Origin of the sequence: Streptomyces corchorusii (assembly GCF_001514055.1) — a bacterium.
Taxonomy (GTDB): domain Bacteria; phylum Actinomycetota; class Actinomycetes; order Streptomycetales; family Streptomycetaceae; genus Streptomyces; species Streptomyces olivaceoviridis.
In genome coordinates this window covers 223,453-239,995 of record NZ_KQ948363.1, presented here as the reverse complement: position 1 = coordinate 239,995, position 16,543 = coordinate 223,453, and the positions used below count along the sequence as shown (strand labels likewise).

The 16,543-nt window shown below is 75.6% G+C and carries 12 protein-coding genes; 5 read left to right on the top strand and 7 right to left on the bottom strand.

The genetic code is table 11. The features are described from left to right. Positions 1 to 15: 15 nt before the first annotated feature. From AQJ11_RS31280 to AQJ11_RS31265, 4 genes are all read right to left on the bottom strand, one after another. On the bottom strand, positions 16 to 4,647 hold the full coding sequence (locus AQJ11_RS31280; protein WP_059265394.1) for a hypothetical protein: 4,632 nt from the start codon (positions 4,645 to 4,647) through the stop codon (positions 16 to 18). 72 nt (positions 4,648 to 4,719) lie between these two features. Next, positions 4,720 to 5,598 carry a hypothetical protein gene (locus AQJ11_RS31275; protein ID WP_059265393.1) on the bottom strand — a complete coding sequence of 293 codons (879 nt, stop codon included), beginning with the start codon at positions 5,596 to 5,598 and terminating at the stop codon, positions 4,720 to 4,722. A gap of 40 nt (positions 5,599 to 5,638) precedes the next feature. After that, the gene (locus tag AQJ11_RS31270; protein WP_014671450.1) at positions 5,639 to 7,168 is read right to left on the bottom strand and encodes a hypothetical protein; all 1,530 of its coding nucleotides are present in this window, start codon (positions 7,166 to 7,168) and stop codon (positions 5,639 to 5,641) included. Between the two features lie 126 nt (positions 7,169 to 7,294). Then, positions 7,295 to 7,996, bottom strand: coding sequence for a GntR family transcriptional regulator (locus AQJ11_RS31265; protein WP_014671451.1), 702 nt, complete (start codon positions 7,994 to 7,996; stop codon positions 7,295 to 7,297). 127 nt (positions 7,997 to 8,123) lie between these two features. Here AQJ11_RS31265 and AQJ11_RS31260 point away from each other — a divergent pair, with 127 nt between their 5' ends. The 5 genes from AQJ11_RS31260 (at position 8,124) to AQJ11_RS31240 (ending at position 12,820) form a co-directional block, all read left to right on the top strand. Next, entirely contained in the window at positions 8,124 to 9,449 is a 1,326-nt protein-coding gene (locus AQJ11_RS31260) for an MFS transporter (protein WP_059265392.1), read from the top strand. A 5-nt stretch (positions 9,450 to 9,454) separates the two neighbouring features. Further along, positions 9,455 to 10,285, top strand: a complete 831-nt coding sequence (locus tag AQJ11_RS31255) for a putative hydro-lyase (protein WP_041665895.1) — start codon at positions 9,455 to 9,457, stop codon at positions 10,283 to 10,285. Positions 10,286 to 10,354: 69 nt separating this feature from the next. Beyond that, positions 10,355 to 11,113, top strand: coding sequence for a LamB/YcsF family protein (locus AQJ11_RS31250; RefSeq protein ID WP_059265391.1), 759 nt, complete (start codon positions 10,355 to 10,357; stop codon positions 11,111 to 11,113). Beyond that, entirely contained in the window at positions 11,110 to 11,727 is a 618-nt protein-coding gene (gene pxpB / locus AQJ11_RS31245; protein ID WP_059265390.1) for a 5-oxoprolinase subunit PxpB, read from the top strand. Before AQJ11_RS31250 ends, pxpB begins: the two co-directional genes overlap by 4 nt. A gap of 223 nt (positions 11,728 to 11,950) precedes the next feature. After that, the gene (locus tag AQJ11_RS31240; RefSeq protein ID WP_059265389.1) at positions 11,951 to 12,820 is read left to right on the top strand and encodes a 5-oxoprolinase subunit C family protein; all 870 of its coding nucleotides are present in this window, start codon (positions 11,951 to 11,953) and stop codon (positions 12,818 to 12,820) included. 168 nt (positions 12,821 to 12,988) lie between these two features. Here AQJ11_RS31240 and AQJ11_RS31235 read toward each other — a convergent pair whose 3' ends face one another. From AQJ11_RS31235 to AQJ11_RS31225, 3 genes are read right to left on the bottom strand one after another with little or no spacing between them, the layout of a single operon-like run. Continuing rightward, on the bottom strand, positions 12,989 to 14,050 hold the full coding sequence (locus AQJ11_RS31235; protein ID WP_279616958.1) for an SGNH/GDSL hydrolase family protein: 1,062 nt from the start codon (positions 14,048 to 14,050) through the stop codon (positions 12,989 to 12,991). Further along, positions 14,047 to 15,222, bottom strand: coding sequence for a glycosyltransferase (locus tag AQJ11_RS31230; RefSeq protein ID WP_059265388.1), 1,176 nt, complete (start codon positions 15,220 to 15,222; stop codon positions 14,047 to 14,049). Before AQJ11_RS31230 ends, AQJ11_RS31235 begins: the two co-directional genes overlap by 4 nt. Next, the gene (locus tag AQJ11_RS31225) at positions 15,219 to 16,346 is read right to left on the bottom strand and encodes a glycosyltransferase family 4 protein (protein ID WP_059265387.1); all 1,128 of its coding nucleotides are present in this window, start codon (positions 16,344 to 16,346) and stop codon (positions 15,219 to 15,221) included. The genes AQJ11_RS31230 and AQJ11_RS31225 overlap by 4 nt, the downstream gene beginning before the upstream one ends. Positions 16,347 to 16,543: the final 197 nt, after the last annotated feature.

The window sequence follows — 16,543 nt, the reverse complement described above, 5'->3', positions numbered from 1 at the left end:
CGGTCGACCCATGGATCAGGCCGGCTTCCTGTACATCCGCGTCGCCGTGATCTCGCTGTGCACCGCCTCCCCGGCCTGGGGCTGCTGGGGCAACCCGGGCCGGAGGTGCTCCTCCACGCTGATGTACTTCAGGCCCGCCCTGAGGTCGGCGTCGTTGCGCAGGCGGATGACCAGCGGGAACTCGGCGAGGGCGGTGGTGTCGAACAGACCGGTGGTGTAGAGCAGCTGGACGCCCAGCGCGTCGGACACCGCTCGCTGGAGTTCGAGCAGGTAGGTCGCGTTGGCCCGGCCGATCGGGTTGTCCAGGAACAGCGTGCCGGCGTGCCGGTGCTTGTCCCGGCCCCGGTCGTTCGAGCGCAGCGCGGCCATCGTGCAGTACAGGGCGATGGCCGCCGTGAGGAGCTGGCCGCCGGAGAAGACGTCGCCCATCTGGCCGACGGGGACGCGTTCGGCGCGCAGCACGGCGTCGGGCTTGAGGATCTCGACGGCCACGCCCTTCGGCTGGAGCGCCGCCGCGACGCCGCGCAGCAGCAGGGACATGCCGTCACGGCGCAGGTCGGAGTTCTTCCTGACGGCCGCGCGCGTGGCCTCGTCGATGACCTCGCCGAGCCGTTCGATGAGCGTGGCGTGGTCGGGCTCCTCGAAGCGGATGCGCAGGAACTCCTGGCCGGACCACTCGCCGAGCCCCTCCGGCAGCCGGGAGAGGCGCTGGGCGGAGCGCAGGGTGGCGAGCGCCGACTCCACGAGACCGCGCAACCGGTCCACGATCGAGTCGCGGTTGCGCTCCAGCTGGGCCAGCTCGTCGGTCAGGACGCGCAGCCGGGGCGCGAAGGCCTCCGCCCACTTCTGGGCGTGTTCGGGCAGCGCGGAGGCGGGCAGTTCGCGGATCTGCTGCCGGGCGGGGGTGCGGACCTGCTCGTAGCGCGTGGAGTTGGCGTGCCGGACGAGGACGTCGCTCGCCTCGCGCACGGCCGCCTCGGCGGCGGACAGGTCGGCGGCACAGCCCCGCAGCGAACGGCGGGCCTCGGCGGCGGAGTGCCGGGCCTCCTCCAGAGTGCCCGGGTACGGCTCCGGCTCCTCCTGCTCCTCCTCCGGGGCGTGTTCGCGCAGCAGGTCGCGGAGCATGGCGGCGATCTCGTCGAAGCCCCCGGCCGCGTCCTCGGCGGCGCGGTGGGCGTCCAGCAACTCCGCGTGCGCCTCGCGGGCCCCGGCCAGCGCCTCGGTGCGCGCGGCGAGTTCGGCCGTGGCGGTGCGCAGCAGCGCCTGGGCGTGCTCGGCGTCGCGCGGGACGAGTTCCTCGGGCAGCTCGGTGTGCGCCTCGCCGTCCTCGGGCGCGTGCCGCTCGGCCTCGCCGCGCAGCCGGCCGAGCTGCTCGCTCGCGGTCGACATCCGGGTCTCCAGGAGCTGCACCAGCTCCTCCGCGCGGGCGGCGGCGGCCTGCCGGGAGGGCCCGTCGGCACCGTCGGGCGACTGGAGCAGTTGCTCGGCGCGGGTGCGGACCTTGTTGCTGAGCCGGTCCAGTTCGGCGCGGGCGGCGCTCTCGTCGCTCTCCGCGCGGGCCTGCTCGGCGCGCAGGTCGGCGCCGACGCCGACCTTCTCGTACACCTGGGAGGCGGCCCGGTAGGCCTCGCGGAGGGCGGGCAGGGACGCCTTCGGGGCGTCCTCGTCGTCGACGGGTACGTCGTCGGGGGCGCCGGCGATCTCGGCGCGCTCGGCGCGCAGGGCGCGCGCGGTGCGGCGGGCGTCGTCGGCGGCGCGCTGGGCGGCGCGGCGGTCCTCGTCGGCGGCGCGGGCGCGGTCCAGGCAGGTCTGGGCGCGGGCCTCGGACTCGGCGGCCTCGTCGGCGAGTTCACGGAGCCTCACCTGCCAGCCGGCGCGTTCGCGGAGCCGGAAGGCGAGGCCGGCGAGGGCGTCGGCGGCGCGCCGGGCCTTCTGCGCGGCCTCCTGCCGTTCGTCGCGGATCCGGGCGGCCTCGGCGGCGGACTCGTCGGCCTCCGCCCGTACCGTGCGTGCCTCGGCGAGTTCGGCCTCGGTCTCCTCGGCGAAGGCGCGGGCCTGCTCGGCGGCCCGGGCCAGCTCGGTGAGGTGCCCGGCGGGGCAGCCGGCGCGCCAGGAGGCGAGCCGCGCGGCCAGTTCGCGGTCCTTGCCGAGGCGGGCGGCGAGGGCGCGGATCTCCTCGTCGCGTGCGGTGGCCCGGGCGCGCAGTGCCTGGCGTTCCTCGTCGGCGGCGTGCTCGTCGTGCATGGCCGGGTTCGGCGGCACGAGGAACACGTCACCGGAGGCGGTGCCCTGGGCGGGGGGCGGGGCGAGCAGCGCGGCGGCGGTGCCGACGGCGACGGCGGAGCGGGGCAGCAGGGCGGCGTCACCGAGGGCCTCACGGGCACGCGCGTGCGTGTCCGGGTCGGTGATGATCACGCCGTCGACCAGTTCCGGGCGGGCGGCGAGGACGCGCGCGTGGTCGGCGGGGTCGACGGCCTGTGCCAGGTAGCGCCAGCCGGGCAGTGCCGGGATGCCGTGTTCGCCGAGGAACTCGACGGTGGCCAGCACGTCCGGGCCGGGCGGCAGCAGCCCGCCGTCACCGAGGGCGCCGAGGATGCGGGCGTCGTCGGCGGCGGCCGTACGCAGGTCGAACAGGTGCCGTTCGGCGGTGGACACGGCGTCGTCGAGGAGTTCGCGCAACTCGTCGGCGAAGCGGTCGAGTTCCTCGGGGGTGAGAGCGCCGTGGGCGGCCTCGGCGGCCGGTGCGCGCGTGGTGCCGGCTTCTTCCGTCCGGGGCGCGGGCACCCGTGCCACGCCCGGCGCGCCCGGCAGGCTCAGCAGTTCCGCGAGCCGTTCCTCGGCGGCCAGCGACTCGGCGAGGCGCCGCTCGGCCTCGTGGGCGCGCTCGGCGGCGGTCGCCGCGTCCGCCGCGCGGGCCGCCGTCAGCTCCGCGCGGGATTCGGCGGAGGCCGCTTCACGCGCGTGCTCGGTGGCCTTGCGGGCGGCCTCGCGGGCCGCGTCCCAGGCGGCCACGGCGGTCTTCTCGGCGTCGCTGGCGGCGAGCGCGGCCCGCGCCGGGTCGGCGTCCGGGGCGCTGTCGTCCAGCCAGCCCGCGCGCACGGCCTCGGCGGTCTCCTGCTCGACCTCGGCGAGCCGCTGGCGCAGGTGCCCGGCCTCGCTGCGGGCCCGCTGCGCCTCGGTGGCGGCGGCGGTGGAGTCCCGGTAGGCGGAGTCGCCGACCTCCTGGAGGGCCGCTGAGCGCTCCTCCTCCTCGTTGGCGAGGGCCTCGGCGCTGCCGGCGGCGGCGTGCAGGGCCCGTACGAGGTCCACGGCGGCCTTGGCGCGGGCGGCGAGCGCGGGGGCCGCGTCCCGTTCGGCCTCCTGGATGGCGGCGGACACGCGCGCGACACGGTCGGCGGCGGCCCGGTGGCGCAGTACGGCCTCGGCGGCCTGCCAGGCGGAGTGCAGGGTGCGGGCGTCGGCGAGCTCGCGCTTCTGCGCGGCGGCGGACTTCTCGGCGGCGGCCAGCGCCAGGGAGGCGTGCCGGTAGGCGAGTTCGGCGGCGATGAGGGCGCTGCGTTCGCGGGCGCCCTCGGAGTGCGTGACGGCGTACGCGGCGGCCGTCACCCGCTGGGCGAGGTCGGCGGCCCGGATCCGCTCGCGCACGGCTCGCGCCGACAGCCGCCGGGCCAGCGTGCGGGTGCGGCGCTCGGCGCCCGCGTGGACGTCGCGCGCGCGGGAACGCGCCTCGGCGGCTTCCACGATCCGGCCGAGCAGGTCGACCGAGCCCGCGGTGAAGTCCCGTTCGGCGATCAGTTCGGCACGCCGGCCGAGCTTGTTGCCGAAGCCGCTGACGAGGTCGGCGAGGCCGTCGGTGTCCCGGGTGTCGGTGACCGCGCGCAGCAGCAGGTCGGTGAAGTCGGAGTCCTTCTTGACCGCGAAGAGGCCGGCCGCCTCGCCCTCGTCGGCGTTCATCTCGCGCTGGTAGCGGAAGAGTTCGGGGTCGAGTCCGAGGTCGCCGAGGTGTTCGGTCCAGCGCTCGTGGATCTCCTCCCAGTGCACCTCCAGGTGCGGGTAGACCTTGCCGGCCTCCATGAGGGCGTCGCGGAAGCCCTTCATGGTGCGGCGGCGGCCGTGCGCGCCCGAGGTGCCCTCGACGGACGGGCGTACGGCGGTGGACTCGGCCACGGGCAGGTTGTCCAGGCTGAGGCCGGGGCCGGGCCGGAAGGAGTACCAGGCCTCGGCGAACTTGCGCGGGTCGTTGGAGACCTGCCGGCCGCGCCACTCGCTGACCTTGCCGACGACCACGCACTCGCCGGTCAGCACGTGCTGCCACTCCAGGGCCACGTGGCCGCAGTCGTCGGCGAGCAGGAACTTGCGCAGCACGCCGGAGCTGGCGCCGCCGAGCGTGTTGCGGTGGCCCGGCAGCATCACCGAGAAGATCAGCTTGAGCAGGACGGACTTGCCGCCGCCGTTCTCCAGGAACAGCACGCCGGCGGGCGCGGGCCGGCGCGGCGGACCGGACGGCTCCTCCTCGAAGAACTCCACCTGCGTGGGCGCCGGGTCGGGCACGGGCTCCCCGACGCCCCGCAGGTCCAGCACGGTGTCGGCGTAGCGCGCACCGGCGGGACCGATGGAGTAGAGGCGGACCCGGGACAGCTCGTACATGGCGGACTCTCGTAAGTCTGGTGAAAGGTGCGGTGGTTCGGGAGGGTCTGGAGCTACGGGAGCTTCAGCGCGTCAGGAGTGGAACGGCAGTCCGGCGTCGGCCACCAGGTCCAGGTCGTCGATGTCCTGGGCGGGCAGCAGGGTGGCCGTGCCGTCGGTGACCGGGACGATGCCCAGCTCCACCAGTTCGGCCAGGGCGGCGCTGCCGGCCAGGTCGCGGACCTGGAGCTGGTAGCGGGCCGTGGTGCGGTACGTGCCGCCGTTGTCGTCGCCGGTGCGCTGGAGGAAGCCCGAGTCGGTGAGGAAGGCCATGGCCTTCGCCACGATGCCGGTGGTGGAGGCGGCCGGCCGGCGGGCGTCCTTGGTGGCGCCCGTGGCGCTGCGTCTGGCCCAGATCCGCCAGGCCACCTCCAGGCCGGGCGCGTCGGTCGCCGGGTCGGTGTTCTCGCCCTGCTCCTCGGCGCGCTCCTCCAGGCGGCGGCAGGCCTGCCGGACGAAGGCGTCGACGCCGTTGACGGTGACCCGGCCGATGTAGGAGTCGTCGGCCAGGTCCTCGGGGCGCGGGAACGCCAGCGCGGCGACCGCGAGATGGGCCAGCCCGTGCAGGAAGCGGTCGCCGGAGTCGGCGGCGGTGCGACGCGCGTAGTCGCCCATGCGGACGGCGAACACCGAGTCCTCGGCGGCGGTCACGGCCATGCCCGCGCGCGGGGACACCTCCAGCACGACGAGCCCCAGACCGGCGGCGACGGCGTCGGCGAGCCGGGCGAACGCCGGGTCCTCGCGGTAGCGGCGCAGCAGTTCGGTGTACTCCTGGTCGCGTGCGGGCGCCAGCTTGGGCTGGAGTCCGAAGGCGACGAGCCGCGCCGCGTCGGCGGCGTCGGCGGGGGTGACGGCGGAGCCCGCCGGGGCGGCGGCAGGCTCGGGTTCACTCCGGTCGACGTGCTCGGTCACGGGTTCGGCTCCTTGTCGTGCTCTTGTCCACTCATGCCGCTCATGCTGCTTCCGTCCGGTCCGCGGCCATCCCTGCCGCGTCGAGCAGGGCGGTCCCCACGATCAGGTCCGCCCCGCCAAACTCGGGATCGTCCAGTTCGGTCCCGTCGTCCACGGCGAACAGCAGCTTCTCCTCGCCCTGCCGGTAGGCGGTGCCGACGGGCGGGCTGGCCGCGTGGACCGCCAGCAGCGCCACCAGGTAGGCGAGGTCGGGGTCCCCGGTCCGCCGGGCCTCGGCCAGCAGCCCGGACAGCCGCCTCGGGGCGTCCGCCGGCAGGTCCAGCAGGTCCCTCGCCGCGGCCAGCTGCTCCTCGCTGAAGCGGCTGTCGTCCGGCGTCGCGATCAGATCGGGCTCGGGCATCTCCGCGCCCAGGTGCTCCCGCTCCACGGGCGGGGTCAGCAGGATGTCCACGAGGTCCCCGACCCGGACGGACACCGGCGTGCGCAGTCCCGTGCCGTGCGCGAAGAAGGCGTCGGTGACCCGGATCGCCTGCTCCAGGGGCAGCGGCAGGACGGGGGCGAGGAGATGGCCGTACAGGTCCGTCCCGGACGTCGTCGCCGGTGTGGCGAAGGCCTGCCGGTCCTGTTCGGCGCGGAACAGCGGGCCCGCCTCCAGCAGCCGCGACTGGAGCTGGGTGTGGCGCCGGATGCAGTCCTTGACGATGTCGACGAGTTCGGCGGCGCGGCGCTTGTGCTCGGGGTCCTCGGTCTCGTCGCGGGCCTTGCGGATGTTGGTGAGGATCGCGTTCTCGTGGCGGTAGCGCTCGGCCACGTGGTCCAGGGCCTCGGCGATCATGTCGGGGACGGCGCTCAGCCAGTCGACCGCGCGGACGTTGCGCCGGGTGGCCTCCAGGGCCCGGCGCAGCGTCTCGGAGTACTGGACCGTGCGGTAGCGGGCCTGCTCGGCGGCGAGCTGGGCGTCGGCGAGCCGGCCGCGGCTGATCAGCACCTCCAGCTTGACCTCGGCGGCGATCTGGGCGCTGGTGACGTCGGTGTCGAGGGCGCCGACCAGGACGTTGACCGCCTCGTCCGTCGTCCGCAGGTAGACCGTGCCGCCGGGGCCGGGGACCTCCTCGATCAGCTTGAAGTCGTAGTCACGGCGGACGTACGTGCCGTCCGCGGCGAAGGTGCCGTAGACCGCGCGGAAGCCGCGGTCCGCGCTGCCGACGTTGATCAGGTTCTCCAGGACCCAGCGGGCCACGCGCTCGTGTTCGGCGGCGGGCCGGCCCGGGGCCTGGGCGGCGATGCGCGGGACGAGCCGGGACACGATCTGCTCGTGGTCGGCGCCGGTGTCGAAGTCCATGTTCAGCGTGACCAGGTCGATGGCGGCCAGCGCCACCTCGGCCATCCCGTACACCGAGTACTCGCCGGCCAGGTTGGCCTTGCGCGCGTCCAGGTCGTGCAGCGGAGCGGTGCAGGCGAGCGCGCGCAGCCGACGCGCCAGCCCCTCGTCGGCGGCCGGGCCCGGAGCCGGGCGCGGCCCCGCGCTGAGCTGGGGCGGAACACGGTCCGTCGATGCAGGCGAAGTCACGGTGCACAGACTAGGTCCTGGGTCTGACATCGGCCCAAACGAGCGGTCCCACCGGTCCGGCCGGCACGGCTGCGGGTCGTTTCCCGGCGCGGACCGTCCGGGCCGGTCGCGCGGTTCCCCGCGCCCTTACGGGGCGCCTTCCTCGCCCACCCTGCGCCGGTACACCTCCACCACCCGTTCCAGCGAGTCCGCCAGATAGGTCTCCAGGAGCCGTTCGGCGCCGTGCCGGTCGCCGCCCTGGAGCGCCTGGAGGATCTGGGCGTTGCGGGCGAGGTACGGCTCGTGCAGCCGGCGCGGGTCGTCCACGACGTGGAAGGCCAGGCGCAGCTCGGCGAAGACGCTGCGCATCAGCTCGTCGGTGCGTTCGCTGCCGGCGAGGGCGACCAGTTCCCGGTGGAAGTGGATGTTGGCCGTACCCAGCCCTTTCCAGTCACTCTCGGCGGCGGCCGTGCGGCCCTCCTCGACCGCCGAGGTCAGCCCGTCCAGCCGGTACGGCGGTTCGCCCAGTCCGCGGACGACGGCGCACTCGACGAGGGAGCGCGTGCGGTAGATGTCCTCCACGTCCTCGACGGTCAGGACCCGGACGAACACGCCCCGGTTGAGTTCGTGGATCAGCAGGCGCTCGTGGGTGAGCAGCCGGAACGCCTCGCGCAGGGTGTTGCGGGAGACGCCGAGCGCCCCGCCGATGCTGTCCTCGGACAGCCGGGTGCCCGGCGGGAAGTAGCCCTCGGAGATGCGGCTTCTGAGGATGTCCGAAACGCGCTCCGCGGTGCTCGTGCGGCCCAGAAGGACCCGGTCGCCGGCCAGTCCCGTCAGCTCCTCTGCCATGCCCGGAATTCAATCGCAGACACCAGGACGAAACAACACGGGTATTGAAGGATCGTTGAACGATCCTCTACGGTGCTCCGCACGGCTCACTTCTCCGCACCCTCCGTCCCTCTTCTGCGAGGTGCCCATGAGCACGACCCCACCACCACGGTCCGCGCCCTCCACCGATGTCCGCCCGGGACCGGCCGAACTCGCCGCCGAGGACGGCGCGTTCGCCTGGCTGCACGCTCTCGGCCCGCGCGGCCGACGGGCGTTCGCCGGTGCTTTCGGCGGGTATGCCCTGGATTCGTACGACTACTTCACCCTGCCGCTGAGCATGGTGGCGCTCTCGGCGTACTTCGGCCTCAGCAGCGGCCAGACCGGCCTGTTCACCACCGTCACCTTGGTGGTCTCGGCGGTCGGCGGCGCCGCCGCCGGCGTGATCGCGGACCGGGTGGGCCGCGTCCGGGCCCTGATGATCACGGTGGTCACCTACGCCGTCTTCACCGTCGCCTGCGGCTTCGCGCCCACCTACGAGACCCTGCTGGTCTTCCGCGCCCTCCAGGGCCTCGGCTTCGGCGGCGAGTGGGCGGTCGGCGCGATCCTGGTCGCCGAGTACGCGAGCGCGCGCCACCGGGGCCGTACGCTCGGCGCGATCCAGAGCTCCTGGGCGGTCGGCTGGGGACTGGCGGCGGTCGTCTACACGCTGGTGTTCTCCTTCGCCGGCGACGACCTCGCCTGGCGGGTGATGTTCTGGACCGGCGCGCTGCCGGCGCTGCTCGTGGTCTGGCTGCGCCGCTCGGTGCACGACGCCCCCACGGCGACGGCGGCCCGGGAACAGGACCCGCGCCGGGGCTCCTTCACCGCGATCTTCCGCCCGGCCGGCCGGGACGGCGCCCCCGGCCTGCTGCGCACCACGGTCTTCGCGAGCCTCCTCTCCACGGGCGTGCAGGGCGGCTACTACACGCTGGCGACCTGGGTGCCGACGTACCTGAAGTCCGACCGCGGTCTGTCGGTCGTCGGCACCGGCGGCTACCTGGCCTTCCTGATCTCCGGCGCCTTCCTCGGCTACCTGACCGGCGGCCACCTCACCGACCGGCTCGGTCGGCGGAACAACATCTGGCTGTTCGCGCTGCTGTCGGCGGTGTGCATCCTGGCGTACGCGAACATCCCGCATGGCGCCAACACCCTGCTGCTGGTGCTCGGTTTCCCGCTCGGCTTCTGCATGTCGGCCATCTTCAGCGGCTTCGGCTCCTACTTGAGCGAGCTGTACCCGACGGCGGTGCGCGGCACCGGGCAGGGCTTCACGTACAACACGGGCCGCGCGGTGGGCGCGGTGTTCCCGACGCTGGTGGGCTTCCTGGCGGACAGCTGGGGCGTCGGCGGGGCGCTGGTCTTCGGCGCGATCGGCTACGGCCTCGCGGCGCTGGCGCTGCTCGGGCTGCCGGAGACGCGCGGGAAGGAGCTGGCGTGACGCGGGTGAACCGTACCGAGGACCGGCCCGTCACCACCGTCGACGCGCACGCGCACGCGTGGAGCCCGCACACCGCGCGGGCCCGCTTCCGCGACGGCCTGGCCGGGCCGACCGCCGGGGTCGCGGCGGGCCACACACAGGCCAACCTGATCGCGGTGCCCGCCGACTGGGCCTACGACATGCTGCTGTTCTGCCAGCGCAACCCCAAGCCGTGCCCCGTGCTCGACGTCACGGACGCCGGTTCCCCGACGACCGTCCTCGCCGAGGGCGCCGACCTGCGCACCGACCTGCCGCGCTACCGGGTGTGGCAGGACGGCGAACTGGTCGACGAACCCACGGACGCGCGCGCGTACTGGCGGGAGGACCTGGTGTCGTTCCTGCTCGGGTGCAGCTTCACCTTCGAGTGGGCGCTGGCCCGCGCGGGCGTGCCGATCCGGCACGTCGAGCAGGGCCGGAACGTGCCGATGTACGTGACCAGCAGGGCCTGCCGGGAGGCGGGCCGGCTGCGCGGACCGATGGTCGTCTCCATGCGGCCGGTGCCGCCCGAGCGTCTGGGCGCGGCGATCCGGGAGAGCAGCCTGCTGCCGGCCGTGCACGGCGGTCCGGTGCACTGCGGGGACCCGGCGGCCCTCGGCATCGAGGACCTCGGTCGGCCCGACTTCGGCGACCCGGTGACCCTCGCCGACGGCGACATCCCGGTGTTCTGGGCCTGCGGGGTGACCCCGCAGGCGGCCGTGATGGCCTCCCGGCCGCCGTTCGCGATCACCCACGCGCCGGGCCAGATGTTCCTGACCGACGCACGGGACGAGCAGTACCGGCTGGTCGGTGTCGACTGAGCCCGGTCATACCGGAGCCCGGAACCGCGCACAAGAGAAGTCCACGAGAACCGGAGACGCGAGAACGCCATGACCGCGATCGATCTGAACGCCGACCTGGGCGAGGGCTTCGGCCGCTGGCGGCTGACCGACGACGAACAGCTGCTGTCCGTCGTCACCAGCGCCAACGTGGCCTGCGGCTTCCACGCAGGGGACGCGGCCACCATGCGCCGGGTGTGCGAACGGGCGGCCGAGCGCGGGGTGACGATCGGCGCGCAGGTCTCCTACCGGGACCTGGCCGGTTTCGGGCGGCGCGCGATGGATGTGCCGCCCGCCGAGCTGGCGGCCGAAGTGGCCTACCAGATCGGCGCCCTGGAGGTGTTCGCGCGGGCCGCGGGCGCGCGCGTGGCGTACGTCAAACCGCACGGCGCCCTCTACAACCGGGTCGTGCACGACGAGGAGCAGGCCCGCGCGGTGATCGAGGGCGTGCGCCTGGCGGACGCCTCGCTGCCGGTCCTGGGCCTGCCCGGCTCGCGGTTCCTGGAGCTGGCCGCCGAGGCGGGCCTGCCGGCCGTCACGGAGGCCTTCGCGGACCGCGCGTACACCGACGAGGGGACGCTCGTGCCGCGCGGCCACGAGGGTGCCGTGGTGACCGACCCGGACGACGTCGTGGAGCGCTCGGTGAGCCTCGCGCGCTCCGGCGCGGTCATCGCGCACTCCGGCGCGCGGATCCGGGTGCGCGCCCGGTCGCTGTGCCTGCACGGCGACACGCCGGGCGCGGTCGGCCTGGCCCGGCGGGTGCGGGAGCGGCTGGTGGCGGCGGGCGTGCGGGTGGAGGCGTTCGCGTGAGGGCGCTCGCCGTCGGCGACGACGCGCTGCTCGTCGAGGTGGCCTCAGGGGAGGAGGCGCAGGCCCTGCACGCGGAGCTGCTGCGGCGCCGCGCGGACGGCGCGCTCACCGTGCGCGAGATCGTCCCGGCGGCCCGTACGGTCCTGCTCGACGGGCTGGCCGAGCCGGCCCGCTGGGCGGCGGAACTGACCGGTGCACGGGTGCCGGAGGTGCCTGCCCACGCGCGCGAGCTGATCGAACTGCCCGTGCGGTACGACGGCCCGGACCTGGCCGAGGTCGCCGCGCACTGGCGGGTGCCGGAACGGGAGGTGGCCCGCGTGCACGCCGGCACCGAGTTCACGGTGGCCTTCTGCGGCTTCGCTCCCGGCTTCGGCTACCTCACCGGGCTCCCGGAGCGCTACCACGTCCCGCGCCGCGCCACCCCGCGCACGGCGGTTCCGGCCGGCGCCGTGGCCCTGGCCGGCCCGTACACCGGCGTCTACCCGCGCTCCTCGCCCGGCGGCTGGCAACTGATCGGCACGACGGACACGGTGCTGTGGGACCCGGCACGCATCCCGGCGGCCCTGCTGGAGCCGGGCACACGCGTACGGTTCGTACCGGTGGAGGGCGCATGAGCGGGGGACGGAGCACCGTACCGGCAGGGGTGCACACCGGGGGAACGACCGCGCCGGGACGGGTACGCACCGAAAGAGCAGGCGCACCGGAACGGGTACGCGCCGGTGGGACCGCCGCACCGGTAGCGGTACGCACCCGGCAGACCCGCGGGACCGGGCAGCGGACGGAAGCGCACGCGCGCGCGTGGCTCGTGCCGGCGGGACCCGTGACCTGGGAGGCCCCATGACCGACCGTGCGCTGGTCGTCGTGCGCGCCGGGGCGCTGACCACCGTGCAGGACCGCGGGCGGCCGGGGTACGCGCACCTCGGCGTGCCCCGCTCCGGAGCGCTCGACCCGCTCGCCGCGGCGCTGGTGAACCGGCTCGTCGGCAATCCGCCGGACGCCGCCGTCCTGGAGACCACGCTCAACGGCTGTGTCCTGCGCCCGCGTTCGACGGTGACCGTCGCGATCGGCGGTGCGCCCTGCCCGGTGACGGTGGGCGGTCGCCCGGCCGCGTGGGGTGCCCCGGTCGTGGTGCCGGCGGGCGAACTGCTGGACGTGGGCGCGGCCACGGCGGGCGTGCGCGCCTACGTCGCGGTCGGCGGCGGTGTCGCCGTGGAGCCGGTCCTCGGCAGCCGCGCCACCGACCTGCTGTCCGGCCTCGGTCCGGCACCGCTCACGGACGGCACGGTCCTGCCGCTGGGCACCCCGGCCGGTCCTCCCGCGCGCGTGGACGGCGCGCCGCAGCCGTGTCCGCCGGCCGAGCTCGTGCTCCGGGTGACGCCGGGCCCGCGCGACGACTGGTTCACGGCGCGGGCGGTCCGGGACCTCACCACGCGCGCGTACCGGGTCTCCGCGGCGAGCAACCGCATCGGCCTGCGCACCGAGGGGCCCGCGCTGGAGCGGGCCCGGACCGGTGAACTCCCCAGCGAGGGCATGGTTCTCGGCGCGGTCCAGGTTCCGCCGGACGGGCGCCCGGTGGTCTTCCTCGCGGACCACCCGACCACCGGCGGCTACCCGGTGATCGCGGTGGTCCGCGCCGCCGACCTCCCGGCCGCCGCCCAGGCCCTCCCGGGCACCCCGGTCCGGTTCGTACCGGTGCGGCGTCGCTGAGCCGCTACGGCCGGGACGGCCCCGGTGGCCCGGGGCGCCGCGCCGGGCCACCGGGGCCGTCCCCGACTGCCGCGCGTTCGACGGTGCGGGCGGCTTTGGGTCCCTCCCCCGGAAACAGCCCCCACCGCCCCACCTGCCGCATGTCACCGAAGGCGGCTCCGTCCCGCCTCAACCGGCCGCGACAGCCCCGGCGGAGGCGGCCGTCCCGACGGCCCCCGTCGCCTCAAGGCCCACCACCTCGGCCGTCCCCTGCGCCGGGACCGCCTCCCTGTCGTCGCCGCGCCACCGAGCCACCGCCTCCTCGGTGGGGGCCTCCGGCAGGGCCGCCAGGGCTGCCGACACCGCTGCCGACGCGCGGTGGTCCAGGCGGGCGCCGGTGCCCCGGACGCGGTGGCGCAGTTCGCCGGCGGCCAGGCACAGCAGCTGCGGCAGCAGGTCGTTGCAGCGGCGGAGCACCCAGCCGGTCCCCGCCGTGGCCAGCCACCACAGGCTCGCCGCGCGGGTCGGCGCGGGGAACTCCGGCTCGGGCGAGGGAGGTTCCCCGGTCGCACGGCCCGTCTCGGCGAGCAGGGCGTGGCAGCGGACGGCGAACTGCCGGTGACCGCGCTCGCCGGGGTGCAGCCGGTCCGCGCTCCACAGGCTCCGGTCGCTGATCCAGCCGTCGTCCGCCGCGTGCAGGTGGACGGCGCCGTACCGCTCGGACAGCGCGTGGACGACCGCGTTGACCGCCCGTTGCCGGCGGGCCAGCGGGCGGGCCAGGGCGTCCGGGAGCCGGAGCATGGCGCCGGGGTCGGGCAGGCAGGCGGTGAGCAGGGTGGCGCCCTGCCGGGTGAGGGAGCCGTAGACCTGGTCGAGGTGGGCGGCCACGGCGTGGATGTCGAAGGTGCGGCGCAGCGTGTCGTTGACGCCGACGACCACGGACACCAGGTCGGGGCGCAGCTCCAGGGCGGCCGGCGTCTGCCTCTCCCGCACGTCCCGGGTCTGCGCCCCGCTGACCGCGAGGTTGGTGAACCGCACCCGCTCGCTGTCCTCGGCGAGGGAAGCGGCCAGCAGCGCGGCCCAGCCCCGCCATCCGCCGCCGGCCGGGTCGCCCACGCCCTCGGTCAGCGAGTCCCCGAGCGCGACGAAGTGGACGGAGCCACTCCGCTGCGCCGCGGCACCGGCTCCCGAACCACCCCCTCCGCCACAGACGGAGCCACTGCGCCACGCCGCCGCGGCACCGGCTGTCATGCCACGCCCTCCGGTACGGCGGGCCGGGCGCCGGCGTGGCGCAGCACCTCCGTGTCGTGGGCCGCCAGGAAGGCCTCCACAGCCGTTCCCCAGCCGAAGCACTCCGCACGCGCGCGTGCCGCCTCCCGCCGCTCGGGCTCGGCACGGTCCAGCAGCAGTTCCACGGCGTCCGCGAACGCCTCCCCGCCGCCCGCCGCGGTGGCCCCCGCCGACCCGATGACCTCGGGCAGCGCGGAGGAGGCGCTCGCGACCACGGGCGTGCCGCACGCCATGGCCTCCAGCGCGGCCAGTCCGAAGGTCTCGGCGGGCCCGGGCGCGAGGCACACGTCGGCGGACGCCTGGAGCGCGCCGAGGGCCGTCCGGTCGGAGACGTGGCCGAGGAAGGTCACGGGGAGCCCTCGGTCCCGCGCGCGCTGCTCCAGCCGGGCCCGCAGCGGCCCGTCCCCGGCCACCACGAGCACCGCCCGCCGTCCGCGCCGCAGCAGCGCCTCCAGGGCGTCCAGGGCCGTGCCGGGGCGCTTCTCGACGGACAGCCGGGACGCCATCACGAGCAGCGCCTCGTCCCCGCGCGCGTAGCGGTCACGCAGCCCGGGGTCGCGCAGCGCGGGGTGCCGTTCCATCAGGTCGACGCCCAGGGGGGCGCGTACGACGTTGCGCGCGCCGATGCGTACGAACTCGCGCTCGGCGAACTCGGTGGTGCACACGACCCGCGAGTAGACGTGCGCGGTCCGGGTGTTGAGGGAGTCGGCGGCGCGCCGCGCCAGGTGCTCGGGCAGGCCCCAGGTGCGCAGCACGCCGTCGGCGGTCTCGTGGGAGACCATCACGGCGGGCACGCGCGCGCGGCGGGCCCAGCGGCCGGTCCAGCGCAGGGTGGTCCGGTCGGAGACCTCCAGGCGGTCCGGGGCCAGCTCCTCCAGGAGGGCGGCGACGCGCCGCCTGTCGGTGAGGACGCGGTAGCCGCCGGTGCCGGGCAGCGGCGGGCCGGGCAGGGTGATGACCCGCCCCTGCTCGGTGTCGCGGTCGGTGTGCCGTTCGCCGGGCACGATCAGGACCGGTTCGTGGCCCGCGGCCCGGAAGCCCTTGCCGAGTTCCCGCAGGGCGGTGCGCAGGCCGCCGGAGGCGGGGGCGACGAAGTTCGCGAGGCGCACGATGCGCAGGGACTGCCCGGTCATGCCGCCACCGCCGTCTTCCGGTCCGCGAGGACGTCGTCGTAGTGCGCGATCAACTGGTCGCCGACGGCGGCCCAGGTGCGGCCCTCGACCGTCGCGCGGGCGGTGGCGCCGTACGCGGCGCGCCGCGCGGGGTCGGCGGCCAGGGCGCGGACGGCCTCCTGTACGGCAGCGGCGTCGCGCGGCGGGACCAGCAGGCCGGTACGGCCGTGCTCGACCAGGTCGAGCGGGCCGCCGGCGGCCGGCGCCACGACCGGGACACCGCTGGCCATGGCCTCCTGGACGGTCTGGCAGAACGTCTCGAAGGGGCCGGTGTGCACGAACAGGTCCAGCGAGGCGAAGATCCGGGCCAGTTCGCCGCCGGTGCGACGGCCGAGGAAGACGGCGCCGGGCAGGGCCTCGGTCAGGTGGGGCTGGCTGGGTCCGTCGCCGACGACCACGACCCGCACGCCGGCCAGCCCGCAGACTCCGGAAAGCAGTTCGACGTGCTTCTCCGGGGCGAGCCGGCCGACGTAGCCGACGATCAGTTCGCCGTTCGGGGCGAGTTCGCGGCGCAGCGCCTCGTCGCGGTGCTGTGGCCGGAAACGTGCGGTGTCCACGCCGCGCGGCCAGAGCCGTACCCGCGGTACGCCGTGTTCCTCCAGGTCGGACTGGGCCGCGCTGGAGGGGGCCAGGGTACGGTCGGCGGCGCCGTGCACGGAGCGGATCCGCCGCCAGGCCGCGGCCTCCCCGGCGCCCATGTAGGTACGGGCGTAGCCGGCCAGGTCGGTCTGGTAGACGGCGACGGCGGGGATGCCGAGCCGGGCGGCGGCCGCCATGCCGCGGACGCCGAGGACGAAGGGGCTGGCCAGGTGGACCACGTCGGGGCGGTGCGCGACGAGGGCGGCGGCGAGGCGCCGGCTGGGGAGGGCGACGCGGACCTGCGGGTAGCCGGGGAGCGGGAGGGAGGGGATCCGGACGACCGGGCACGGGGCGTCCGTGTCCGGGCCGCTGCCGGGCGCGGGAGCGGGGGCGACGACGAGCGGGAGGTGACCGCGATCTACGAGGTGCCGGGCGGTCTGGAGCGCGCAGTGGGCCACGCCGTTCACATCGGGGGGAAAGGATTCGGTCACGATGACGACACGCATACGGGTGTTGTCGCCGCGCTGGACGTGCCCGCGTCAACTTCGATCTTTCGGCGCGGGGAACGTCCCATGAGCGTTGGGCTGCACACCCGAGCAGGTCAGGCGGCCGTCATGACCACCTGACCCGCGGGTCACCCGGCGTTCACCCGGCGGGCGCTCGTCCGCCGGGGCAGATGTACGGGTGGGGGCCGGCAGCCGCG